Below are 23,484 nucleotides of genomic sequence, written 5' to 3'. Positions count from 1 at the left end.
GAGCGCAGGAGCGCGTCGGGGGTACGGGGGCGGGAGCCGCCGCCACGCCCGCCCGGGCGAGTTGGCCGGTCACGTCCATCTCGTGGCCGGCGTCGGGCAGTTCGGCTATCCGCCAGGCGCCGGTGCCGGCGGTCTCGGCGGCGGTCAGGAAGGCCCGGGCGGCGGCCAGCGCGGCGGCCGGGGCGTCCGGCCCGGCGATCCGGTAGGCCCGTCCGGCGGCGGTCAGCAGAAAGCCGTCGTCCTCCGCCGCGAGCAAGGTCACATCGGCGCCGAGCGCGGCCACGTCACCGCGTCCGTCGTCCACGGCGAAGAGGAAGCGGCCGGAGAGGCCGGTCGTCCAGGCCCGCGCGCACAGCAGGGCGTCCAGCTCCCGGGCTGCGGCCTGTACGCCGGGCCCGGCGAGCGGCGAGACGACCATGTTCCGTATCCGCTCGTGCGCCTCGGAGGCGGGCAGCAGCCCCGCCCCGCGCAGCAGTTCCGCCAGGTCGAGCCCGCAGCCCTCGCCCAGGCCGCGCAGCTCCAGGTTGCCGCGGGAGGTGAGCGAGAGGCGCCCGTCGCCGAGCCGGTCGGCGGCGTCCGCCAGCACCCGGATCTGCCGCTCGGTGAGCACGCCGGTGGGCAGCCGCAGCCGGGCCAGCGCCCCGTCGTCGGCCCGGTGCAGCTTCAGCGCCCCGGGGCAGGCGTCACCGCGGTCACGAACGCGCCCGGACGGGCGCTTCCGTATATGGCCTTCGCCCGGTTGCGGGCGTTTTGGCGACTCGGGCGGCATGGCGGCGAGCATACGCGCAGCCTCTACTATGCAGACGGCACAGGGTCCCAGGACCCGAGGGAGGAAGCCCGGTGAGAATCCGGCGCGGTCCCGCCACTGTGAGTCCGGCCCGCCCAGGCGGCGGCGGACGAGTCAGGAACTCCCGCCGTCCTCATCACCACCCGGGGCGCGGACACCCCGAGGAAGGCCAGCGCACGCGATGACGCACGCCGACGAGCCGACGACGACCCCCGACGAGCCGGCGACGGCAGCGCAGCCGGGAACTCCGGACGCCTCCGCCCCGGTCCTGCTGCTCTCGCACTCCGACACCGACCTGCTGAGCGCCCGCGCGGCCGGCGGCCCGGTGTCCTACCGGTACGCCAACCCCTCCCGCCTGCCGCACGAGGACCTGCCGGCGCTGCTGGACGGCGCCGGGCTCGTCGTGGTCCGCCTGCTCGGCGGCGTCCGCGCCTGGGAGGACGGCCTGGCCGTGCTGCGCGAGAGCGGACTGCCGCTGGTTGTGCTCACCGGCGAGCAGGCGCCCGACGCCCAGTTGATGGAGGCGTCCACCGTCCCGATCGGCATCGCCGCCGAGGCGCACGCCTACCTCGCCCACGGCGGCCCGGCCAACCTGGAGCAGCTGGCCCGCTTCCTGTCCGACACCGTGCTGCTCACCGGCCACGGCTTCGCACCGCCCGCCCCCGCCCCGACCTGGGGTCCGCTGGAGCGCACCACCAAGGCGGTCGACGGCCCCGTCATCGCGGTCCTCTACTACCGCGCCCACCACATGAGCGGGAACACCGCCTTCGTGGACGCCCTCAGCGGCGCGATCGAGGACGCCGGCGCCCGCCCGCTGCCGCTGTACGTGGCCTCGCTGCGCGCCCCCGAGCCGGAGCTGATCGAGCGGCTGCGCACCGCCGACGCGGTCATCACCACCGTCCTCGCGGCCGGCGGCACCAAGCCCGCCGAAGCGCAGGCCGGCGGCGACGAGGAAGCCTGGGACGCGGGGGCGCTGGCCTCGTTGGACGTGCCGATCCTCCAGGCGCTCTGCCTCACCGGGTCGCGGTCCGCCTGGGCGGAGAACGACGAGGGGCTCTCCCCGCTGGACGCCGCCACCCAGGTCGCCGTGCCCGAGTTCGACGGCCGGCTGATCACCGTCCCGTTCTCCTTCAAGGAGATCGACGAGGACGGGCTGCCGGTGTACGCGCCGGACGCCGAACGCGCCGCCCGGGTCGCCGGCATCGCCGTCCGGCACGCCCGCCTGCGCCGCATCCCCAACGCGGACAAGAAGCTCGCGCTGGTGCTCTCCGCGTACCCGACCAAGCACTCCCGCATCGGCAACGCGGTCGGCCTGGACACCCCCGCCTCCGCGGTGGAGCTGCTGCGCAGGCTGCGCGCCGAGGGCTACGACTTCGGGCCCGAGGAAGAGATCCCCGGGCTGGTCTCGGGCGACGGCGACGAGCTGATCAGGGCGCTGATCGACGCCGGCGGCCACGACCAGGAGTGGCTGACCGAGGAGCAGATGGCCCGCAACCCGGTCCGCATACCCGCCGCCGACTACCGGCGCTGGTACGCCGACCTGCCGGCCGAGCTGCGCGAGCAGGTGGAGGAGCACTGGGGCCCGGCCCCGGGCGAGATGTTCCTGGACCGCTCCCGCAATCCGGAGGGCGACATCGTGCTCGGCGCGCTGCGCCGCGGCAACCTCCTCGTCCTCATCCAGCCGCCGCGCGGCTTCGGCGAGAACCCGATCGCGATCTACCACGACCCCGATCTGCCGCCGTCCCACCACTACCTGGCCGCCTACCGCTGGATCGCCGCCTCCGCCGAGGACGGCGGCTTCGGCGCGGACGCCATGATCCACCTGGGCAAGCACGGCAACCTGGAGTGGCTGCCGGGCAAGAACGCGGGCCTGTCCGCCGCCTGCGGTCCCGACGCCGCGCTCGGCGACCTGCCGCTGGTCTACCCGTTCCTGGTCAACGACCCCGGCGAGGGCACCCAGGCCAAGCGCCGGGTGCACGCCACCCTGGTCGACCACCTGGTGCCGCCGATGGCCCGCGCCGACTCCTACGGCGACATCGCGCGCCTGGAGCAGCTGCTCGACGAGTACGCGCAGATCTCGTCCATGGACCCGTCCAAGCTGCCGGCGATCCGCGCCCAGATCTGGACCCTGATCCAGGCCGCCAAGCTCGACCACGACCTCGGGATGGACGACCGCCCCGACGACGACGGCTTCGACGACTTCCTGCTGCACGTCGACGGCTGGCTGTGCGAGGTCAAGGACGCCCAGATCCGCGACGGACTGCACGTCCTGGGCGGCGCCCCGACCGGGCCGGAGCGGGTCAACCTGGTCCTCTCCATCCTGCGCGCCCGCCAGATCTGGGGCGGCACGCAGGCGCTGCCCGGCCTGCGCGAGGCGCTCGGCCTGGACGAGTCGGCAGCCACCCTGAAGACCGCCGACGAGGCCGAGGCCAAGGCCCGCGAACTGGTCGAGGCGATGGAGGCCGCGGGCTGGGACCCGGCCGCGGTGGCGACGGTCGCCGCGGGCCACGGGTCGGCCGTCGCCGACATCCTGGACTTCGCCGCCCGGCAGGTCGTCCCCCGGCTCGCCGCCACCACCGACGAGCTGGCCCACGCCGTGCACGCCCTCAACGGCGGCTTCGTGCCCGCGGGGCCCTCCGGCTCCCCGCTGCGCGGACTGGTCAACGTCCTCCCCACCGGCCGCAACTTCTACTCCGTCGACCCCAAGGCGGTGCCCTCCCGGCTCGCCTGGGAGACCGGCCAGGCCCTCGCCGATTCCCTGCTGACCCGCTACCGCGAGGACAACGGCGACTGGCCCACCTCCGTCGGCCTGTCCCTGTGGGGCACCAGCGCGATGCGCACCGCCGGCGACGACATCGCCGAGGCGCTCGCCCTGCTCGGCATCCGGCCCGTCTGGGACGACGCCTCCCGCCGGGTCACCGGACTGGAGCCGGTGCCGCTCGCCGAGCTGGGCCGCCCCCGCATCGACGTCACCCTGCGGATCTCCGGCTTCTTCCGGGACGCCTTCCCGCACACCGTCGGCCTGCTGGACGACGCCGTCCGCCTGGCCGCCGCCCTCGACGAGGCCGACACCGACAACTACGTGCGCGCCCACACCCGCGCCGACCTGGCCGAGCACGGCGACGAACGGCGCGCCACCACCCGGATCTTCGGCTCCCGCCCGGGCACCTACGGGGCCGGGCTGCTCCAGCTCATCGACTCCCGCGACTGGCGCACCGACGCCGACCTGGCGGAGGTCTACACCGTCTGGGGCGGCTACGCCTACGGCCGCGAACTGGACGGCCGCCCGGCCCGGAAGGAGATGGAGACCGCGTACCAGCGGATCGCGGTGGCGGCGAAGAACACCGACACCCGCGAGCACGACATCGCCGACTCGGACGACTACTTCCAGTACCACGGCGGCATGGTGGCCACCGTCCGCGCCTTGCGCGGCACCGCCCCCGAGGCGTACATCGGCGACTCCACCCGCCCCGAGACGGTCCGCACCCGCACCCTGGTCGAGGAGACCTCCCGGGTCTTCCGCGCCCGCGTGGTCAACCCCAAGTGGATCGAGGCGATGCGCCGCCACGGCTACAAGGGCGCCTTCGAGCTGGCCGCGACCGTGGACTACCTGTTCGGCTACGACGCCACCACCGGCGTCATCGCCGACTGGATGTACGACAAGCTCACCGAGACGTACGTGCTGGACCCCGAGAACCGCACGTTCCTCCAGGAGGCCAACCCCTGGGCGCTGCACGGCATCGCCGAGCGGCTGCTGGAGGCGGAGTCGCGCGGGATGTGGGCGAAGCCCGACCCCGAAGTGCTGGACCGGCTCCGCCAGGTGTTCCTGGAGACCGAGGGAGAGCTGGAGGGCGAATGACAACCGACCCCGGGGTGCGGCTGAGCGTCGGCGGTGAGGACCAGGAGCTGTCCGACCGCCTCGACCGGGAGCTGACCGCGTTCAACCGGGCGGCCGTCGACGCCGAGGAGGCGGACTTCTCGGTCCGCGCCGAGGACGCCTCCGGCACAATCGTCGGCGGCCTCACCGCCTCCGCCTGGGGCGCCCTCGGCAGCATCCACCTGCTGTGGGTGGACGCCGCCCACCGCGCCTCCGGCCTCGGCTCCCGTCTCATGGCGGCCGCCGAGGAGGAGGCGCGCCGCCGCGGCTGCACGGTGATGGAGGTGTCCTCGTACACCTTCCAGGCCCCGCCGTTCTACCGCCGCCTCGGCTACACCGAGGTGGGCCGCGTCGACGGCGTGCCCGGCGGCCACGCGGACGTCTACTTCACCAAGCCCCTCGACCCGGCGGCGCCACCCGCCTTCCGCCTCACCGCCGTCGTCGACTTCCCGGCCGACGGTGCGGAGCGGGCCCTGGCGGTCGAGGAGGCGGCCCTCGCCCTGCTCCCCCACCATGGCGCCCGCCTGGAGCGCCGCCTGCGCACCGGCGACGGCCGCACCGAGGTGCACCTGCTGTGCTTCCCCTCCGAAGCCGCCTACCGCGCCTACCTCGCCGACCCCGACCGCCCCGACGTCCGGGCGGCGGGCCTCGGCGTCCGCGTGCTGGAGGTCGGCGAAGTCGTCGAGGGCCTCAGTCCTCGCCGCGGACGATGACCAGCCGGTCGCCCTCGGCCGCGTCCCGCTCGGGGACGGTGGCGGGGCGGCACCAGCGGACACGGCCTTCGAGGTCACGGCCCATGGCGATGGGCCGGTCGAGGACGGCGGTGTCGCGAGGGGCGGGCGTGGCTTCCTGACGGTCGGTTCTGCGGACGTCCTGCGTGTTCATACCTCTCCGGGTACCCGGCACGCGGGGACGAAACGGGCAGATGGCGTGACCCGGGCCTCAGTCCGCGAGGCCGGCCGCCGCCTCCCGCTTCGGTGCCGCCAGGCCCAGGCGGCGGTCCTTCAGGGCCGGGAAGCGGTCGCGGAGGGTGGTGGCCGCCGCCGGGTCGAGTTCGGCGCGCAGGATCAGCTCGTCGGCGCCGGCGGCCTCGGCGAGGACCTCGCCGGCCGGGGAGACGATCAGGCTGCGGCCGGCCTGCGGGGTGTCGGCGTGGGCGCCGGCGGTGCCGCAGGCCAGGACGTACGCCTGGTTCTCCACCGCGCGGGCCCGGGCGAGCACCGTCCAGTGCTCGTGACGGGCCTCGGGCCAGCCGGCCGGGACGGCGAAGGCGAGGGCCCCGGCGTCGGTCAGGCCGCGGAACAGCTCGGGAAAGCGCAGGTCGTAGCAGGTCGCCAGGCCCAGGGGGAGGTCCGGGACGGGGACGGTGACCAGCTCGTCGCCGGCCGACATCAGCACCGCCTCGCCCCTGTCGAAGCCGAAGCGGTGGATCTTGCGGTAGACGGCCGCCCGCTCGCCGGAGGGGGCGTAGACGAGGGAGGTGTTGAAGAGGGCGCCGTCGGGTGCGCGCTCCACGATGGAGCCGGCGTGCAGCCAGACGCCCGCGGCCGCCGCGGCCTCGGCCATGGCCTGGTGGGTGGGGCCGTCCAGCGGCTCGGCGGCGGACTCGAAGGAGTCGAAGGCGAACGCGCCGACCGGCCACAGCTCGGGGAGGACCACCAGGTCGGCGTCCCGCTGCCCGGCCACCAGCTCGGCTGCCCGGGCCCGGCGCTCGGCCACCGGCTCGGAGTCGTCCACTCGGATCTGGATCAACGAGGCGCGCACACTACCACCGTCCTGGCAACTCGGCCGTCAACACGGGCCTACGATCGTCACACGAAAGCACTGCCGGGGTTCTCGTCCGCAGCGTAACGTAAACGGACGGCAGCCCCCCGAGTCCGCCGTTCAGCACCAGCCCAGCCCGCGTACGAACCGCCCGAGGGGTCACGTGACCGTCCATCCCAGCCTCCAGCCCTACGCCGACGCCTGGACGCATTCCGCGGAAGCGATATCCGAGCTGGTGCAGCCGCTCGTGGAAGGGGAGTGGAACCGCGCCACCCCGTGCCCGGGCTGGTCGGTGCGGGACATCGTCTCCCACCTCATCGGGATGGAGGACGAGATGCTGGGCAACCCCCGCCCCATCCACACCCTCCCCCGCGACCTCTACCACGTGCGCGGCGACTTCGCGCGGTACATGGAGGTGCAGGTCGACGTGCGCCGGCACCACACCGGGCCGGAGATGACGGCGGAGCTGGAGTACACCCTGATCCGCCGCAACCGGCAGATACGCAACGAGACCAGGGCCCCGGACACCCGGGTGCGCGCGCCCCTGGGGGCCGAGCAGTCGCTGGAAGTGGCCTACCGGATGCGGGCGTTCGACACCTGGTGCCACGAGCAGGACCTGCGGATCGCGCTGGGCGTGCCGGGCAACCTCGACTCGCCGGGGGCGCTGGTGGCGCGGGACGTCTTCCTGGAGGTGCTGCCCAAGACCGTCGCCAAGGACGCGGGCGCGCCGCCGAACAGCGCGGTGGTGGTGGACGTGCACGGGCCGGTGGAGTTCCTGCGGACGGTCCGGGTGGACGCGGACGGGCGTGGCAGTGTGGACGGGTCCCCCTCGCTCGGCCCGGTGGTGGCCCTGGCGCTGGACTGGGAGACGTACGTCCGGCTGGCCTGCGGGCGGGTGCGGCCGGCGGCGGTCGCGGACCGGGTGAAGGTGGAGGGCGACGCCGCCCTGGCCGAGGCCATCCTGGCGACCCTCGCCTTCACCCCCTGACCTCGGGGTCTACGCCGGGACGTGCACCGCCTCGACGCGGCTGGCCACCAGGCGCTCCCGTTCGCGGCGCACGGTGCGGCCGCGCAGCCGGAGGATCTGGGCCAGGCCCAGCGCCTGGAGCACGAAGACCGAGGCGAACGCGATCCGGTAGTCGTCCCCGGTGGCGTCCAGCAGCACGCCGACCGCCAGCAGGGTGGTCATCGAGGCGGTGAAGCCGCCCATGTTGACGATGCCGGACGCGGTGCCCTGGCGCTGCGGCGGGTTGGCCGGGCGGGCGAAGTCGAAGCCGATCATGGACGCCGGGCCGCAGGCCCCCAGCACCAGGCAGAGCACGACCAGCAGCGCCATGGGGGCGCGTCCGCCGGGCCAGAGCAGCACCGCCGCCCAGAGCGCGGCCGTCGCCGCGACCGTGCCCAGCGCCAGCGGCACCCGGGCCGTGTGGTGGCGGGCGATGATCTGCCCGTACGCCAGGCCCACCGCCATGTTGGAGACGACGACCAGGGTCAGCAGCCCGCCGGCCGTCCCCCGGTCCAGCTCCTGCGCCTCGACCAGGAACGGCATCCCCCACAGCAGCAGGAACACCATCGCGGGGAACTGCGTGGTGAAGTGCACCCACATGCCCAGCCTGGTGCCCGGCTCGGCCCAGGCGTCGGCGATCTGGCGGCGCACGAAGCGCGGCCCGCCGCCCGTGACCCGCTGCGGCTCCCAGCCCTCCGGGTGGTCCTTGAGGAAGAGCAGCAGGAGGACGAGCACCAGGACGCCGGCCAGCGCGCTGCCGGCGAAGGCCTGCGTCCAGCCGAGGCCGTCCAGCAGCCGGGACAGCACGAGGGTGGAGACCAGGTTGCCCGCCATTCCGCAGAGCGCGGCGACCTGCGCGATCAGCGGTCCGCGCCGGGCCGGGAACCACCGGCTGCCCAGCCGCAGCACCGAGATGAACGTCATCGCGTCCCCGCAGCCCAGCAGCGCCCGCGCGGCCAGCGCGGCGCCGTAGGATGGGGAGAGCGCGAAGCCGAGCTGGCCGGCGGTGAACAGCACCACCCCGAGGGTGAGCACCTTCTTGGTGCCGAGCCGGTCGACCATCAGGCCGACGGGTATCTGCATCCCGGCGTACACCAGGAGCTGGAGTATGGAGAAGGCGGACAGCGCGGAGGCGTTGACGCCGAAGCGGTCGGCGGCGTCCAGCCCGGCCACGCCCAGCGACGTACGGAAGATGACCGCGACGAAGTAGACGGCCACCCCGACGCCCCAGACCAGGGCGGCGCGCCGGCCGCCCGGCGGGTCGCCGGCGACGGGGACCGCGGCGGCGGGACCGCTCATCGGTCCTCCCCGCGCACCAGCACCCGTACGCGGCTGACGTGCCGGTGCACCGAGTGCGCGGCGCCCTCGGCGTCCCCGGCCCGCAGCGACGCCAGGATTTCGGCGTGCTCGGCGATGTTCTTGGCCACCCGGTCCGGGTGGGCCTCCATCACGGCGACGCCCATCCGCAACTGGCGGTCGCGCATCTGGTCGTAGAGGCGGGAGAGGATCTCGTTGCCCGCGTGCCGCACGATCTCGGCGTGGAACGCCCGGTCGGCGACCGCCACGGCCGCCAGGTCGCCGCCCTCGGCCTGCCGCCGCTGCTCGGCCAGCAGCGCCTCCAGCCTCGCCAGCAGCCCGGCCGGGGCGGGCACCGCCTTGCGTACGGCGAACTCCTCGACCAGCAGCCGCGTCTCCACCACGTCGGCGATCTCCTGCGCGGAGACGGCCAGCACCAGCGCGCCCTTCTTCGGGTACAGCTTGAGCAGTCCCTCCATCTCCAGCTTCAGCAGCGCCTCGCGCACCGGAGTGCGGGAGACCCCGACGGCCTGGGCCAGCTCGCCCTCGGTGAGGAGGGTGCCGCCCTGGTAGCGGCGGTCCAGGACGGCCTGCTTGACGTGGGTGTACACGCGGACGGCGGCGGGGGGAGCGGGGGAGGCGGCAGGCATGCACACAGCATAGATACAAGTACGGTGCATCCGCCTGGCCCGTCCACGATGCAGGACGGGCCGGCCCTGGGGCGGTCAGCCCTCGCGCGTGCCGGTGCGGACGACGGCATGGTCGCCGTGCGGCCCGAAGAGGTGCAGGATCTCGACGGCGTGCCCGTCGGCGGAGCCGAACCAGTGCGGTTCGGCGGTGTCGAACTCGGCCGCCTCGCCCGGACGCAGGGTCAGCTCCCGCTCGCCCAGCACGAGCCGGAGGGTGCCGGCCAGCACGTACAGCCACTCGTAGCCCTCGTGGCTGACCAGCCGGGGCTCGCGGGGCGCGAGCACCTGCTTGAAGACCTGGACCCGCCCCGGGTACGGGGTCAGCGGCACCAGGACGTTGCCCTGCTCGCGGTGCCGGGGGCGCAGATGCACCCGCGGGTCCCCGGTGGCCGGCGCGTCGACGAGCTGGTCCAGGGCCACCCGGTGGGCGCGGGCGAGCGGGATGAGCAGGTCCAGGGTGGGTCGCCGCAGGCCCGACTCCAGGCGGGAGAGGATGCTCACCGAGACGCCGGTCTCGGCGGCCAGCGCCGCCAGGGTGAGGCCCCGGCCCCGGCGCAGGCCGCGCAGCCGGGGGCCGATGCTGTCGATGATCTCGGCGAGTCCGGTGTCCACGGCGCCAGTCTGCCGTCCGCGCGCGCCGCCCGGCCCGTCTTCTTGCGGTTTCCGCAAGGAGCCTGGTCGGGCCGGGGCGCCCGGTCCGAGCATCGGGCCCATGACCTCCACCACCACCCCCTCCCCGCACCTCGCTCCACCGCCGCCGGCGCTCAGCACGCGCCGGCGGTGGACCGTGCTGGCCGTCTGCGCGCTCAGCATGTTCCTGGTCGGCCTGGACACCACCGTCGTCAACGTCGGGCTGCCCGCCATCGGCAGGGACCTGGACGTCGACGTCCGCGGCCTGGAGTGGGTGGTGGACGCCTACACCGTGGTGCTGGCCGGTCTGCTCGTCACGTCCGGGGCCCTGGCCGACCGCTTCGGGCGGCGGCGGGTCTTCCAGTGCGGCCTCGTAGTGTTCGGCACCGCCTCGGTGGCCTGCGCGCTCGCACCGGGCGCGGGCGCGCTGGTGGCGGCCCGGGCCGCGCAGGGCGTCGGAGCCTCGATGCTCAGCCCGGTGGCGCTGGCCATCGTGGTCGGCGCCATGCCGGACGCCCGGGAGCGGGCCCGGGCGATCGGCGTCTGGGCGTCGGTGTTCGGGCTGAGCATGGCCGCGGGCCCGGTGGTCGGCGGGGCGCTCGTCGAGGGGGTCGGCTGGCGGGCGCTGTTCTGGGTGAACGCCCCGGTCGTCCTGGCCGCCCTGCTGCTGAGCGCCGTCTTCGTACCGGAGTCGCGGGCGCCGCGCCCCCGGCCGCTGGACCTGCCCGGCCAGGCGCTGCTGGCGCTCACCGTCCTGGCGGCGGTCGGCGTGCTCATCGAGGCGCCCCGGACGGGCTGGACCTCCCCCGCGGCGCTCGCGGGCTGCGCGGCGGCGGTGGCCGGGACGACGGCGTTCATCCTCGTCGAACGGCGGCGGGCGGCGCCGCTGATGGACCTGGCGCTGTTCGCGCGGCCCGCGTTCGCCGGGGCGGTGCTGGGCGCGGCGGCGGTGTTCACCGCGCTGAGCGCCGCGCTGCTGCTGAACACGCTCTACCTCCAGCACACCCGGGGCTTCAGCGCGCTGGAGGCGGGGCTGACCACCCTGCCGATGGCGCTGGGCGCGACCGTGTGCGCGCCGCTGTCCGGGGCGCTGACCGGCCGGCGGGGGCCGCGGCTCCCGCTGCTGACGGCGGGCGGATTCCTGGCCGCGGGCGGGGGGTGCCTGGTGGGGCTGACGGCGTCGACTCCGCTCTGGCTGCTGCTCACGGCGTCGCTGCTCCTCGGGGTGGGCTTCGGTTTCGCCAACGCGCCGCTCACCGACACCGCGGTGGGCGGGCTGCCGAAGGAGCGGGCCGCAGTGGCCGGGGCGATCACCTCCACCGCCCGCCAGGTGGGCTCGGCGGTCGGGGTCGCGGTCGCCGGCGGGCTGCTCGCCGGGGCCGCTCCGGGGGCGCTCGCGACGGCGGCCCGGCCGGGCTGGCTGACCGTGGCGGCCTGCGGAGGGGCGCTGCTCGCGGTGGCCCGGCTGAGCGGCCGAAGCCCGAACTCCCGCCGACCGCAGGACAAGTGACGGACCTCACATGCATCTATTCGCCCGCTCCGGGCGTCTTCTCTCCACAGGCAGTCGACGACTTTCCCCACAGGCCGTCGGCAGGGACAGGCGCCGGCAGGACCGACGGGACATCGTTGCCAACGGTGTCCACGGTCGGCATCGACGTTCTCGGACGACGAGGCCGGACCTGGGCGGTCGCCCGCCCCCGCCTCACCTGACGTGGACCATCCGACGACCCGGAGAATCTCCTTGACCTCGACGACAGTCACCACGAAGTCCGTGCGCCGCACCGCGGCCGTCGCCCTCACCGGTGGGCTGCTGCTGACCGTCTCCCCCCTTGCCGCACCCGCGCAGGCCGCCCAGCCCATCCCGTCGATATCCGCCAAGGGCGGCTTCCTCGTCGACCAGGCCGACGGCGCCGCGGTGTACGGCAAGGCCAACACCCTGCGGCGCCAGATGGCCAGCACCACCAAGGTGGCCACCGCCATCGTCGTGCTGACCACTCCGGGCGTCGACCTCAACCGCAAGGTGACGATCAAGCAGGAGTACCGCGACTACGTGGTGCGCGAGGGCGCCAGCACGGCCGACCTGCGCACCGGCGACAAGCTGACGGTCCGGCAGCTGCTGTCCGCGCTGATGCTGCCCTCCGGCTGCGACGCGGCCTACGCCCTCGCCGACACCTTCGGCACCGGCAGCACCACCTCCGCCCGCGTCGCCTCGTTCATCGGCAAGATGAACGCCAAGGCCAAGCAGCTGTCCATGGTGAACTCCAGCTTCGACTCCTTCGACGGCATCTCGCAGGCCGGGAAGAACTTCACCACCCCGCAGGACCTGGCCAAGCTGGCCCGGCACGCGTTCAGCAGCCCGATCCTGCGCGAGGTGGTCGGCGCCACCACGTACAAGACGTCCGCCACCACCTCCACCGGCGGCACGCGCACCTACACCTGGTACAACACCAACAAGCTGCTCGGCTCCTACCCGGGCGCCGTCGGCATCAAGACCGGCACCGGCACCGCCGCCGGCCCCTGCCTGGTCTTCGCCGCCACCCGCGGCACCAAGACGTACACCGGCGTCATCCTCAACGGCACCGACCGCTACAACGACGCCGCCAAGCTGCTCGACTTCGGCTTCGGCTCCAGCTCGGCGAAGAGCATGAAGCTGCGCTCCCTGCCGTCGGGCGCCCAGCGCGACTGACGTCCGCTCATCTCCTCGACGCCGAGCGCGCATCGGCAGCGGGACCGCGTCGGCGGCCCGGGCATCGAGATCGACGCCCGGGCCGCTTCCGTCGTCCCGGACGCGTGAAGTTCACCCGTCCGGACGAACGACGCCGGCCCGCGCATCCATCCGCGCCCGGCAGGCGTCTACTTCGCATGGCATCCGTGACTGACCACGGATCACCCTCTCGACCCGGAGCGCACCCCCCCGTGACATCACGCACCTCGAAGACCCCGACGATAGTGACCATCCCGTCCGCTCGCCGCGTGGTGACGGTCGCACTCGCCGGCGGACTGCTGCTGACCGTCTCCCCGCTGGCCGCCCCCGCCGTCGCGGCGCCGAAGCCCGCGCCGGCCATCACGGCCAAGGGCGCCGTCCTGCTGGACCAGGCGACCGGCAAGTCGCTGTACGGCAAGACCGCGACGACCCGCCGCCAGATGGCCAGCACCACCAAGATCGCCACCGCGATCACCGTGCTCACCACGCCCAAGCTGGACCTGAACCGCAAAGTGACGGTCAAACAGGAGTACCGCGACTACGTCACCCGTGAGGGCGCCAGCACCGCCGATCTGCGCACCGGCGACAAGCTGACGGTGCGCCAGCTCCTGTCCGGGCTGATGCTGCCCTCCGGATGCGACGCCGCGTACGCGCTCGCGGACACCTTCGGCACCGGCAAGACCTCCGCCGAGCGCACCAAGTCCTTCATCGGCAAGATGAACGACAAGGCCAAGGCGCTCAAGCTGACGAACACCAGGTTCGACTCGTTCGACGGCATCTCCGGCGGCGGGAACAACTACACCACCCCCGAGGACCTGGCCAGGCTCGCCCGGCACTCCTTCGACAACCCGACGTTCCGCGACGTCGTGAAGGCCACCTCCTACAAGGCGGCCGCCACCAGCTCCACCGGCGCGACCCGCACCTACACCTGGTACAACACCAACAAGCTGCTCGGCTCCTACAAGGGCGCCGTGGGCATGAAGACCGGCACCGGCACCGCCGCCGGCCCCTGCCTGGTCTTCGCCGCCACCCGCGGCTCCAAGACGTACATCGGCGTCGTCCTGTACGCCAAGACCACCACCGAGCGCTTCAACGACGCCACCAAGCTGCTCGACTACGGCTTCGGCGCCCCGTCGGCGAAGAAGGTCAAGCTCCGCCCGCTGCCGGCCGGCGCCCAGCAGGACTGACCCTTCCGCCAAGCGGTACGACGAGGGCTCGGACACCGTGAAGTGTCCGAGCCCTCGGCCGTTCGCGCACCCGTTTACGACCAGGTGAACAGCCGCTTGGGCTGCTCCAGCACCGCGGCGGTGTCCGCCAGCACCTTGGAGCCCAGCTCGCCGTCGACCAGCCGGTGGTCGAAGGAGAGTGCCAGCGTGGTGACGTGACGGGGCTTCACCTTGCCCTTGTGCACCCACGGCTGGAGCTTGATCGCGCCGACCGCGAGGATCGCGGACTCGCCCGGGTTGAGGATCGGCGTGCCGGTGTCCACGCCGAACACGCCGACGTTGGTGATGGTCACCGTGCCGCCCTGCATGGCCGCCGGGGTGGTCTTGCCCTCGCGGGCGGTGGCGACCAGCTCGCTCAGCGAGCGGGACAGCTCCGGCAGCGTCTGGGCGTGCGCGTCCTTGATGTTGGGCACGATCAGCCCGCGCGGGGTGGCGGCGGCGATGCCCAGGTTCACGTAGTGCTTGACCACGATCTCCTGCGCGGCCTCGTCCCAGGAGGCGTTGACCTCCGGGTTGCGCCGGATCGCCGTCAGCAGCGCCTTGGCGACGAGCAGCAGCGGGTTGACCCGCAGCCCGGCCATCTCCTTGTCCGCCTTCAGCTCCTCCACCAGCTTCATGGTGCGGGTGACGTCCACCGTGACGAACTCGGTGACGTGCGGCGCGGTGAACGCCGAGCCGACCATGGCGGCCGCGGTGGCCTTGCGCACGCCCTTGATCGGCACCCGGGTCTCCCGGGCGCCGGCGACGGCGGCCGGGGCCTCGACCGGGGCGGCGGGAGCGGGAGCGGGAGCGGTGGCCTCGGCGGCGGGCGCGGCCGCCGCCGAGGCGGCGGCGTGCACGTCCTCGCGGGTGACGACCCCGTCCGGGCCGGTCGCCACGACGGTGGCCAGGTCGATGCCCAGGTCCTTGGCGAGCTTGCGCACCGGCGGCTTGGCCAGCGGCCGCTCGCCGGTCACCGGGGCGGCGGGGGCCGCCGGCGCGGCCGGAGCGGCCACGGCCGCCCCGTGCCCGTTCAGCTCGCGCTGCACGGCGGCGGACGCGGCGGACGCCCCGGTCGGGGCCTTGCGGGGCCGCCGCTTGGTGGAGGACTCGGCGACGCCGTAGCCCACCAGCACCGGCTGCCGGCCCTGGGGGGCCTCGTCCTCCTCGGCGGACCGGACCGGCGCGGAGGGCTCCGCCGCGGCCGGCTGGGCGGTCTGCGGCTGCTCGTCGACGGTGCCGGGGGCGACGTCCACGGAGATGATGACCTGGCCGACGTCGACCGTGGTGCCCTCCGGGAAGCGCAGCTCGTGCACCACCCCGTCGTAGGGGATGGGCAGTTCGACGGCGGCCTTGGCGGTCTCCACCTCGCAGACCACCTGCCCGTCGGTGACGGTGTCGCCGGGCTTGACCAGCCAGGTCAGGATCTCGGCCTCGGTGAGCCCCTCGCCCACGTCGGGCATCTTGAACTCGCGGTAGCGGTTCGGGTCGGTCATGGTGCTCCCCTTACTCAGTACGCGAGCGCGCGGTCGACGGCGTCGAGCACCCGGTCCAGACCCGGCAGGTACTCCTCCTCCAGGCGCGCCGGCGGGTACGGGGCGTGGTAGCCGCCGACCCTCAGCACCGGGGCCTCCAGGTGGTAGAAGCACCGCTCGGTGATCCGGGCGGCGATCTCCGCGCCGGAGCCGAAGAACACCGGGGCCTCGTGCGCCACGACCAGCCGGCGGGTCTTCTCCACCGAGGACTGGATGGTGTCGAAGTCGATCGGGGAGACCGAGCGCAGGTCCACCACCTCGATCGAGCGGCCCTCCTCCTCGGCCGCCGCGGCCGCCTCCAGGCAGACCTTCACCATCGGGCCGTAGGCGGCCAGCGTCAGGTCGGTCCCGGTGCGGGCGACGCGGGCCTTGTGCAGCTCGCCCGGGATGGCCTCGGTGTCGACCTCGCCCTTGTCCCAGTAGCGCCGCTTGGGCTCGAAGAAGATCACCGGGTCGTCGGACTGGATGGCCTGCTGGAGCATCCAGTAGCCGTCCGAGGAGTTCGAGGGGGAGACCACCTTCAGACCGGCGACGTGCGCGAACAGCGCCTCCGGGGACTCCGAGTGGTGCTCCACCGCGCCGATGCCGCCGCCGTAGGGGATCCGGACGACGACCGGCATCTTGACGGTGCCCAGCGCCCGGGCGTGCATCTTCGCCAACTGGGTGACGATCTGGTCGTACGCGGGGAAGACGAAGCCGTCGAACTGGATCTCCACCACCGGGCGGTAGCCGCGCAGGGCCAGGCCGATGGCGGTGCCGACGATGCCGGACTCGGCGAGCGGGGTGTCGATCACCCGGTCCTCGCCGAAGTCCTTCTGAAGTCCGTCGGTGATCCGGAAGACACCGCCGAGCTTGCCGACGTCCTCGCCCATGATCAGGACCTTGGGGTCGGTCTCCAGGGCGGTGCGCAGCGAGGTGTTGAGCGCCTTGGCGAGCGGCATTCTGGTGACGGCCATGTCAGTTCCCCTCGGAGTCGGCGAAGGACGCCTGGTACGCGGCGAACTGCGCGCGCTCCTCGTCGACGAGCGCGTGCCCGTCCGCGTACGTGTGGTCGAACATCGCCAGGTCGTCGGGGTCGGGCATGGCCCGTACCGCCTCGCGCACACGCTTGCCGAGGATCTCCGACTCGCTCTCCAGCTCCTCGAAGAAGGCGGCGTCGGCGTGGCCCTCCTTCTCCAGCAGGGCGCGCAGCCGCAGGATCGGGTCCTTCGCCTCCCAGGCCGCCCGCTCGTCGTCCATCCGGTAGCGGGTGGGGTCGTCGGAGGTGGTGTGCGCGCCCATCCGGTAGGTGAACGCCTCGACCAGGGTGGGGCCCTCGCCGCGGCGGGCCCGCTCCAGGGCCCAGCGGGTGACGGCCAGGCAGGCCAGCACGTCGTTGCCGTCGACGCGCACGCCGGGGAAGCCGTAGCCCTGGGCGCGCTGGTAGAGCGGCACCCGGGTCTGCTTCTCGGTGGGCTCGGAGATCGCCCACTGGTTGTTCTGGCAGAAGAAGACCACCGGGGCGTTGTAGACCGCGGAGAAGGTGAACGCCTCGGCCACGTCGCCCTGGCTGGAGGCCCCGTCGCCGAAGTACGCGATCACGGCCGAGTCCGCGCCGTCCTTGGCCACGCCCATCGCGTAGCCGGTGGCGTGCAGCGTCTGCGAGCCGATGACGATCGTGTACAGGTGGAAATTGTTGCTGTTGGGGTCCCAGCCGCCGTGGTTCACGCCACGGAACATTCCGAGCAGATTGGTCGGATCGACCCCGCGGCACCAGGCCACGCCGTGCTCCCGGTAGGTCGGGAAGACGTAGTCGTCGTCCCGCAGCGCGCGGCCGGAGCCGATCTGGGCGGCCTCCTGGCCGAGCAGCGAGGCCCACAGGCCAAGCTCGCCCTGGCGCTGTAGGGCGGTCGCCTCGGCGTCGAAGCGCCGGGTCAGCACCATGTCCCGGTACAGCCCGCGCAGCTCCTCGGGGCCGAGGTCGATGGCGTAGTCCGGGTGGGTCACCCGCTCGCCCTCGGGGGTGAGCAGTTGTACGAGCTGGGGCTCGGTCCCCGGTGCGCCCTGGGCGCCCGCGCGGGGCTTCGTCGCGCTCGCCGCGCTGGTGCGCTTACTGCTGCGTCGCGGCTTGCGCGCGGCAGTGCCTTCCACGGTCACGTGCGTGCTCCTCCGTCTGTCCGGCCCCCGGGGTCCGCCGGGTGGGCCAGTGCGGCTCGCCTGCCTCCGTGCGTGGTGCACGGGGGTGGGTGCCCTCGGACGGGAGCAGGCGTGACAGGTGCCCCGGCGAGTCCTGTCACAGGCAACTTACCCAGTGCGGCGCATTCCTGCGAAACCCCCTTTGACCTGCATTTTTGCTTGGATTTCCAAGTAAAACGAGAAAGGGGCGACAAACGACTGGTCAGGGCCTTGCGGGCAGCCGGAACACGGGCACGGTAGCCCGCCCACCCCGGGCATGGGAAGAGTGAGTATGTGAGACTGACTCCGTGCGCGAAGCCGGAGATACGGGACAAATCAGGGTCTTCCTGCTCGACGACCACGAGGTCGTCCGGCGCGGCCTGCATGAGCTGCTGTCCCTGGAGGAGGGCGTCGAGGTGGTCGGCGAGGCCGGCACCGCGGCGGACGCACTGGTCAGGATTCCGGCCACCCGTCCGGACGTCGCCGTGCTCGACGTACGGCTGCCGGACGGCAGCGGCGTGGAGGTCTGCCGCGAGATCCGGTCACGCGACGAGTCGGTGAAGTGCCTGATGCTCACCTCCTTCGCGGACGACGAGGCCCTGTTCGACGCGATCATGGCCGGCGCGTCCGGATACGTGCTCAAGGCGATCCGCGGCAGCGAACTGATCACCGCGGTGCGCGACGTGGCGGCCGGCCGGTCGCTGCTGGACCCGGTGGCCACCGCCCGGGTGCTGGAGCGGCTGCGGGACGGCGGCCGCCCGCGCGGCGACGACAAGCTGGACGCCCTCACCGAGCAGGAGCGGCGCATCCTGGACCTCATCGGCGAGGGGCTGACCAACCGGGCCATCGGCGATCGGCTGCACCTGGCCGAGAAGACCATCAAGAACTACGTCTCCAGCCTGCTCGCCAAGCTCGGCATGGAGCGCCGCAGCCAGGCCGCCGCCTACGTCGCCCGCCGCCAGGCCGCCGAGGGCCGCTGACACCGGCCCTGCGGTCGGCGCTGCGGGACTTTGGTCCCGGGCGACCGGACCGGGGTGCCCCTGCGGCGGCCGCCCGCGCGCGACCAGAGTGGAGCCATGCACTCCGCCACCCCCGCCGGCCCCGGCGCCGCCCTCCCCTCAGGACCGGACGCCGTCGCCGGCGCGCTCGAACTGCTGCGCCGGGTGGCCTGGGGACGGGCGGCGGTGACCCGCCAGGCGATGCCGTTCATGGCGTCCGCCCGGCACGTCGTCACCCGCGAGGGCGTCCTGCTGCTGCGGCTGCACCGCGGGCTGGACTGCCACCGGGCGCTGGACGGCGGGGTGGCGGCGTACGCCGCCGACAACCTCACCTCCGGCGACTGCGCCCTGTGGACCGCCCAGTGCACCGGCACCGCGCACCTGGCCGAGCCCGACGAGCGGCAGCAGGCGCTCTTCGGCCCCCGGCCGCGCCGGGCCGACGGGGCGCCCTACGAACCGGTCTACCTCCGCCTGGACCCGCAGTTCGCGACCGTGCACACCCTCGACGTCTGATTCCGGCGGCCGCACCGGACGTCCCGACTCGCCGTCCGGCCCCGGCCCGTCCGCCCTCTCCTGTCCGCACCCCTTCGCCACCACACGCCACCCCTGGCGAACCATCTCCCGATGCGGACGGCAAGGCTCCGGACACGCAGGGTCACCTACCATGTGACGGGTGCCGCGCTCATCTGTCACCCCCTTCGCTCCCCCGGTGAACGCGCTGCTGCGCCGCTACGCCGGCACCGGCGAACCGCTCTCCTGCGTACCCGTGGCCCAGGGCCTGCTGAACCGGGGCTACCGGCTGCGCACCACGCGCGGCGCCTACTTCCTCAAGCAGCACCTGGACGCCCCGACCGCCGACCGGGCCACCATCGTCCGCCAGCACCGGGCCACCCAGCGGCTGTACGACCTGGGCGTCCCGGTCGCCCCGCCGCTGCCCGACGCCGAGGGCGCGACGGTCGCGGTGGTCGGCGGGCGCTGCTACGCGCTGCACCCCTGGGTCCAGGGCAGCCACCGGGGCGGTGCCCAGCTCACCGCGGCCGGCTCCCGGCGGCTCGGCGCGCTGCTCGGGGTGGTGCACACCTGCCTGGAGCAGGTGATGGCCGCCGCCGAGCCGCCCGGCGCCGCGCCCGGAGGCGTCCGGTCCGCGGACCCGGCACAGAGCGTCCGGCTGATCGACGACCTGCTCGCCCGGGCCCGCGGCAGGCGGCCCCGGGACGCCTTCGACGAGCTGGCCGAGTACCGGCTGCTGGAGCGGCGGCGGCTGCTCGCCGAGCACGCGCACCGGCGTCCGCCGCCCGCCGCGGCCGGCGGCTGGGTGCACGGCGACTTCCACCCGCTGAACCTGCTCTACCGGGGCGCCGAGCCGGCCGCCATCGTCGACTGGGACAAGCTGGGCGTGCAGCCGCGCGCGGAGGAGGCGGTGCGGGCCGCCGCCATCTTCTTCGTGCAGCCCGGCGGCTTACTGGACCTGCCGAAGGTCCGCGCGTACGCCCGTGCCTACCGGCGGGCGGCCGGCGCGGACCCCGCCGAACTGGCGGCCGCGGTGCACCGGGTGTGGTGGGAGCGGCTGAACGACTTCTGGATACTGCGCTGGCGCTACCAGCGGGACGACGCCAGGGCCGACCCGCAGTTCCCCGCGGCGTCGGCCCTGGTGGTGTGGTGGACGAGGGAGTACGCGGCGGTGCTGGCCGCGTTCACCGGCTGAGGGTCAGGGGGTGGTGGCGCCCTCGGTGGTGGCGCCCGGCCCGGCGGTGGTGCCGTCGGTGGTGGTGCCCGGCCCGGCGGTGGTGCCGTCGGTGGTGGCGCCCGGCCCGGCGGTCGTGCCGTCGGTGGTGGCGCCCCCGTCGGTGGTGCCGTCGGTGGTCGTCCCGCCGTCCGTGCCGCCGTCGGTGGTGGCGCCCCCGTCGGTGCCCCCGTCGGTGGTCGTCCCGCCGTCCGTGCCGCCGTCGGTGGTCGTCCCGCCGTCGGCGCCGCCGCTGCCCGTGCTCGGGCTGGACGGGGTGCCGCCGGAGGGCTCCGGGTCGGTGGTGCCCGGGTCGGAGGGCCAGCCCCCGCCGGAACTGCCGTTGTCGTCGTTCCAGTTGCCGCCGTCGCCGCCGGTGCCGCCCCCGGTGGTGCCGGTCTGCGGGTCCTCGGTCTTCTTGTCGGACTTCTCCGGCGAGGGGCTCGGCGACTTCTTGTCACCGGGCTTCTCGGGCGCCTCGGACGTCTTCGGCGGCTTGTTCTCCTTGGTGCCCGGCTTGTCGCCCGGGTCCAGCGCGTAGGCGACGCCGGCCACGATCGCCACCAGCGCGAGCGCCAGGAAGAGGAACACCTTGCCCCGGCCGCCGCCGCCCCGGCCGCCGGAGTGCGCGTAGCCGCCGTCGTCCGGGTTCTGCGGCGGCAGGATCGGGCCCTGCGAGGTGTCGCCGTGCATCGGCGCGCCCATCACCGAGGTGGCCGCCGCCCCGCCGACGACCTGGGTGCGGCCGCCGTCGTACATCTCGACCGGGCCGGTGTTCCAGGCGCCGGTGTGGCCGCCCTGCTGCTGGAGCATCGACAGCCCGTACTGCACCAGCCCGCGCATCTCCTCGGCGCTCTGGAACCGGTCGTCCGGGTCCTTGGCCAGGGCGCGCATGGCCAGCCCGTCCAGCTCCGGCGGCGCCACGTCGGCGACCTGCGAGGGCGGTACGGGGATGTCCTGGACGTGCTGGTAGACCACCGACAGCGGGGTCTCGCCGGTGAACGGCGGGCGCAGCGACAGCAGCTCGTACAGCAGGCAGCCGGTGGCGTACAGGTCGGAGCGGTGGTCGACGGCCTTGCCGAGCGCCTGCTCGGGGGAGAGGTACTGCGGGGTGCCCATGACCATGCCGGTCTGGGTCATCGTCGACTGCGCCCCGTGCAGCGCGCGGGCAATGCCGAAGTCCATCACCTTGACCGCGCCGCCGTGCGTGATGATCACGTTCGCCGGCTTGATGTCGCGGTGCACGATGCCGTGCTGGTGGGAGTAGGCGAGCGCCTCCAGCACCCCGGAGACGATGATCAGCGCCTGCTCGGGCGGCGGGGCCTCGGCGTTGATCAGCAGGTCGCGGATGGTGCGGCCCTCGACCAGCTCCATCACGATGTACGGCACGGACTGGCCGCCGACCACGTCCTCGCCGGAGTCGTAGACGGCGACGATCGCGTGGTGGTTGAGCCCGGCGACCGACTGCGCCTCACGGGTGAAGCGGGCCTTGGACACCGGGTCCTCGGCGAGGTCGGCGCGGAGCAGTTTCACCGCCACGGTGCGGCCCAGCCGGACGTCCTCGGCGGCGAAGACCTCCGCCATGCCGCCGCGGCCCAGCCGGTGCGTCAGCCGGTAGCGGCCGTCCCCGACGAGTCCCCCGACGCCCCACTCCGAAGAGTCCGACATCCCGCCGCCGCGTGCCTCGGAATCGGATGCCATCAGTCCTCGCCGTCGTTTCTGTCCGCCGTGCCGTCGCGCCTGCCGCGCGGGCGGGGTGCCGCCATGTTCAAGGTCCTCACCCGGACGGGTGGCACCGGGTGGTGCTGCCGGATGGAGCTGCCGGGGTGGTGTCCCGACACGCCACGCTACAGCCTCCGCGCGCCGCGCCGGTCCGAGATTGACCGGCCATCCAACCCCGTCCGCGTACACCTGTGCAAATCGCCCGGCGGGGCCGTCCGGACCCCATCAGCCCTCCGCGATGCTCCTTGCGCGTACGGTCACCGGCGGGACACCGCCGCTTGACGTGCCCGCGCCCTCGGGCAGACTGACCCCCGTAACAGAAGGCAACGCACCGCGGCCACGCCCGCGCGACGGGGGAGTCACGACACGATGAGCCAGGACGGCGCACACGGCCGCGACGGCACGCAGGGGCGGTACGCGGGCGGCTCGGTGGCCGGCGGACGCTACCAGCTGCGGGACCTGCTCGGTGAGGGCGGCATGGCGTCCGTCTACCTGGCCTACGACACGGCGCTGGACCGCCAGGTCGCGATCAAGACGCTGCACACCGAGCTGGGCCGCGAGCAGTCCTTCCGCGAGCGGTTCCGCCGGGAGGCGCAGGCCGTCGCCAAGCTCCAGCACACCAACATCGTCTCCGTCTTCGACACCGGCGAGGACACCGTCCGCTTCGGCGGCTCGGCCCCCGACGGCGGCGTCATGCCGTACATCGTCATGGAGTACGTCGAGGGGCGGCCGCTCGGCTCGGTGCTCGCCGAGGACGTCCGGCAGTACGGGGCGATGCCCGCCGACAAGGCGCTGAAGGTGACCGCCGACGTGCTGGCGGCGCTGGAGACCAGCCACGAGATGGGCCTGGTCCACCGGGACATCAAGCCGGGCAACGTGATGATGACCAAGCGCGGCGTCATCAAGGTGATGGACTTCGGCATCGCCCGGGCCATGCAGTCCGGGGTCACCTCGATGACCCAGACCGGCATGGTGGTCGGCACCCCGCAGTACCTCTCGCCCGAGCAGGCCCTCGGCCGGGGTGTGGACGCCCGCTCCGACCTGTACTCGGTCGGCATCATGCTCTTCCAGTTGCTGACCGGCCGACTGCCGTTCGAGGCGGACTCCCCGCTGGCCATCGCCTACGCCCATGTGCAGGAGACGCCGGCCGCGCCGTCCTCCATCAACCGGGCGGTCACCCCGGCGATGGACGCGCTGGTCGCCCGGGCGCTGAAGAAGAACCCGAACGAGCGCTTCCCGAACGCCGCCGCCATGCGCGACGAGTGCCTGCGGCTGCTGAACGCGCTGCCGGGCGGCCACCCCGCCGCGCCCGCCATCGTGCCGAACGCGCCGCAGCCCGCCAGCGGCTCCGGCGTCGGCTCGGCCGTCTTCCCGCCGGTGGACCAGGCCGCCCC

The 23,484-nt window shown here is 73.9% G+C and carries 19 protein-coding genes, 1 pseudogene and 1 riboswitch; of the genes and pseudogenes, 10 read left to right on the top strand and 10 right to left on the bottom strand.

The features are described 5' to 3' along the window. Positions 1-781 (bottom strand): annotated as a pseudogene (locus tag C6N75_RS03420) (cobalamin biosynthesis protein CobG); the annotation flags it as partial. A gap of 10 nt (positions 782-791) precedes the next feature. Next, positions 792-929: riboswitch (cobalamin riboswitch) on the top strand. A gap of 39 nt (positions 930-968) precedes the next feature. Here C6N75_RS03420 and cobN point away from each other — a divergent pair. Then, complete coding sequence (cobN, locus tag C6N75_RS03415) at positions 969-4,646, top strand: cobaltochelatase subunit CobN (protein ID WP_105867335.1); 3,678 nt, start codon at positions 969-971, stop codon at positions 4,644-4,646. Next, positions 4,643-5,377 (top strand): GNAT family N-acetyltransferase, encoded by a 735-nt coding sequence (locus tag C6N75_RS03410; protein ID WP_105867334.1) that lies wholly within the window; start codon positions 4,643-4,645, stop codon positions 5,375-5,377. Before cobN ends, C6N75_RS03410 begins: the two co-directional genes overlap by 4 nt. Here C6N75_RS03410 and C6N75_RS03405 read toward each other — a convergent pair. Together C6N75_RS03405 and C6N75_RS03400 are read right to left on the bottom strand one after the other, a co-directional pair. Further along, positions 5,355-5,549, bottom strand: a complete 195-nt coding sequence (locus tag C6N75_RS03405; RefSeq protein WP_105867333.1) for a hypothetical protein — start codon at positions 5,547-5,549, stop codon at positions 5,355-5,357. The genes C6N75_RS03410 and C6N75_RS03405 overlap by 23 nt on opposite strands. Positions 5,550-5,606: 57 nt before the next feature. Then, positions 5,607-6,428: a nitrilase-related carbon-nitrogen hydrolase gene (locus tag C6N75_RS03400; RefSeq protein ID WP_105867332.1), complete on the bottom strand. Its 822-nt coding sequence runs from the start codon at positions 6,426-6,428 to the stop codon at positions 5,607-5,609. Positions 6,429-6,591: 163 nt separating this feature from the next. On the opposite strand from C6N75_RS03400, the gene C6N75_RS03395 reads away from it, so the two are divergent. Then, positions 6,592-7,416, top strand: coding sequence for a maleylpyruvate isomerase family mycothiol-dependent enzyme (locus C6N75_RS03395; protein WP_105867331.1), 825 nt, complete (start codon positions 6,592-6,594; stop codon positions 7,414-7,416). Positions 7,417-7,425: 9 nt separating this feature from the next. Here C6N75_RS03395 and C6N75_RS03390 read toward each other — a convergent pair whose 3' ends face one another. The 3 genes from C6N75_RS03390 to C6N75_RS03380 all read right to left on the bottom strand — a co-directional run bounded on the left by C6N75_RS03390 (position 7,426) and on the right by C6N75_RS03380 (position 10,031). Further along, positions 7,426-8,733 carry an MFS transporter gene (locus C6N75_RS03390; RefSeq protein WP_105867330.1) on the bottom strand — a complete coding sequence of 436 codons (1,308 nt, stop codon included), beginning with the start codon at positions 8,731-8,733 and terminating at the stop codon, positions 7,426-7,428. Beyond that, positions 8,730-9,380 (bottom strand): GntR family transcriptional regulator, encoded by a 651-nt coding sequence (locus tag C6N75_RS03385; RefSeq protein WP_105867329.1) that lies wholly within the window; start codon positions 9,378-9,380, stop codon positions 8,730-8,732. Before C6N75_RS03385 ends, C6N75_RS03390 begins: the two co-directional genes overlap by 4 nt. A 75-nt stretch (positions 9,381-9,455) precedes the next feature. After that, positions 9,456-10,031 carry a helix-turn-helix domain-containing protein gene (locus C6N75_RS03380; RefSeq protein ID WP_105867328.1) on the bottom strand — a complete coding sequence of 192 codons (576 nt, stop codon included), beginning with the start codon at positions 10,029-10,031 and terminating at the stop codon, positions 9,456-9,458. Between the two features lie 100 nt (positions 10,032-10,131). On the opposite strand from C6N75_RS03380, the gene C6N75_RS03375 reads away from it, so the two are divergent. The 3 genes from C6N75_RS03375 (at position 10,132) to C6N75_RS03365 (ending at position 13,940) form a co-directional block, all read left to right on the top strand. After that, the gene (locus C6N75_RS03375) at positions 10,132-11,559 is read left to right on the top strand and encodes an MFS transporter (protein ID WP_105867327.1); all 1,428 of its coding nucleotides are present in this window, start codon (positions 10,132-10,134) and stop codon (positions 11,557-11,559) included. Positions 11,560-11,790: 231 nt separating this feature from the next. Beyond that, positions 11,791-12,735 carry a D-alanyl-D-alanine carboxypeptidase family protein gene (locus tag C6N75_RS03370; RefSeq protein ID WP_407703190.1) on the top strand — a complete coding sequence of 315 codons (945 nt, stop codon included), beginning with the start codon at positions 11,791-11,793 and terminating at the stop codon, positions 12,733-12,735. Positions 12,736-13,022: 287 nt separating this feature from the next. Next, entirely contained in the window at positions 13,023-13,940 is a 918-nt protein-coding gene (locus C6N75_RS03365) for a D-alanyl-D-alanine carboxypeptidase family protein (RefSeq protein ID WP_258177202.1), read from the top strand. A 74-nt stretch (positions 13,941-14,014) separates the two neighbouring features. On the opposite strand, the gene C6N75_RS03360 is transcribed toward C6N75_RS03365, so the two are convergent. Genes C6N75_RS03360 through pdhA form a run of 3 tightly spaced genes read right to left on the bottom strand, consistent with a single transcriptional unit; the run spans position 14,015 to position 17,629 of the window. Further along, entirely contained in the window at positions 14,015-15,454 is a 1,440-nt protein-coding gene (locus C6N75_RS03360) for a dihydrolipoamide acetyltransferase family protein (protein WP_105867324.1), read from the bottom strand. Positions 15,455-15,468: 14 nt separating this feature from the next. After that, complete coding sequence (locus C6N75_RS03355; protein WP_105867323.1) at positions 15,469-16,449, bottom strand: alpha-ketoacid dehydrogenase subunit beta; 981 nt, start codon at positions 16,447-16,449, stop codon at positions 15,469-15,471. Position 16,450: 1 nt separating this feature from the next. Continuing rightward, positions 16,451-17,629, bottom strand: coding sequence for a pyruvate dehydrogenase (acetyl-transferring) E1 component subunit alpha (pdhA, locus tag C6N75_RS03350; protein ID WP_105867322.1), 1,179 nt, complete (start codon positions 17,627-17,629; stop codon positions 16,451-16,453). Positions 17,630-17,955: 326 nt separating this feature from the next. Between pdhA and C6N75_RS03345 the strand changes: the two genes are divergently transcribed. From C6N75_RS03345 to C6N75_RS03335, 3 genes are all read left to right on the top strand, one after another. Beyond that, the gene (locus C6N75_RS03345) at positions 17,956-18,627 is read left to right on the top strand and encodes a response regulator (RefSeq protein WP_105867321.1); all 672 of its coding nucleotides are present in this window, start codon (positions 17,956-17,958) and stop codon (positions 18,625-18,627) included. 96 nt (positions 18,628-18,723) lie between these two features. Beyond that, the gene (locus tag C6N75_RS03340; protein WP_105867320.1) at positions 18,724-19,158 is read left to right on the top strand and encodes a pyridoxamine 5'-phosphate oxidase family protein; all 435 of its coding nucleotides are present in this window, start codon (positions 18,724-18,726) and stop codon (positions 19,156-19,158) included. Between the two features lie 160 nt (positions 19,159-19,318). After that, on the top strand, positions 19,319-20,350 hold the full coding sequence (locus C6N75_RS03335; RefSeq protein WP_105867319.1) for a phosphotransferase: 1,032 nt from the start codon (positions 19,319-19,321) through the stop codon (positions 20,348-20,350). Between the two features lie 3 nt (positions 20,351-20,353). Here C6N75_RS03335 and C6N75_RS03330 read toward each other — a convergent pair whose 3' ends face one another. Then, complete coding sequence (locus C6N75_RS03330; RefSeq protein WP_105867318.1) at positions 20,354-22,069, bottom strand: protein kinase domain-containing protein; 1,716 nt, start codon at positions 22,067-22,069, stop codon at positions 20,354-20,356. Between the two features lie 390 nt (positions 22,070-22,459). On the opposite strand from C6N75_RS03330, the gene C6N75_RS03325 reads away from it, so the two are divergent. Beyond that, positions 22,460-23,484 (top strand): protein kinase domain-containing protein (locus C6N75_RS03325; RefSeq protein ID WP_146132475.1); only part of this gene is annotated, 1,025 nt, incomplete at its 3' end.

It is taken from the genome of Streptomyces solincola, from assembly GCF_002982015.1.
Taxonomy (GTDB): Bacteria; Actinomycetota; Actinomycetes; order Streptomycetales; family Streptomycetaceae; genus Streptomyces; species Streptomyces solincola.
This window is presented reverse-complemented; position numbering and strand designations above follow the sequence as displayed.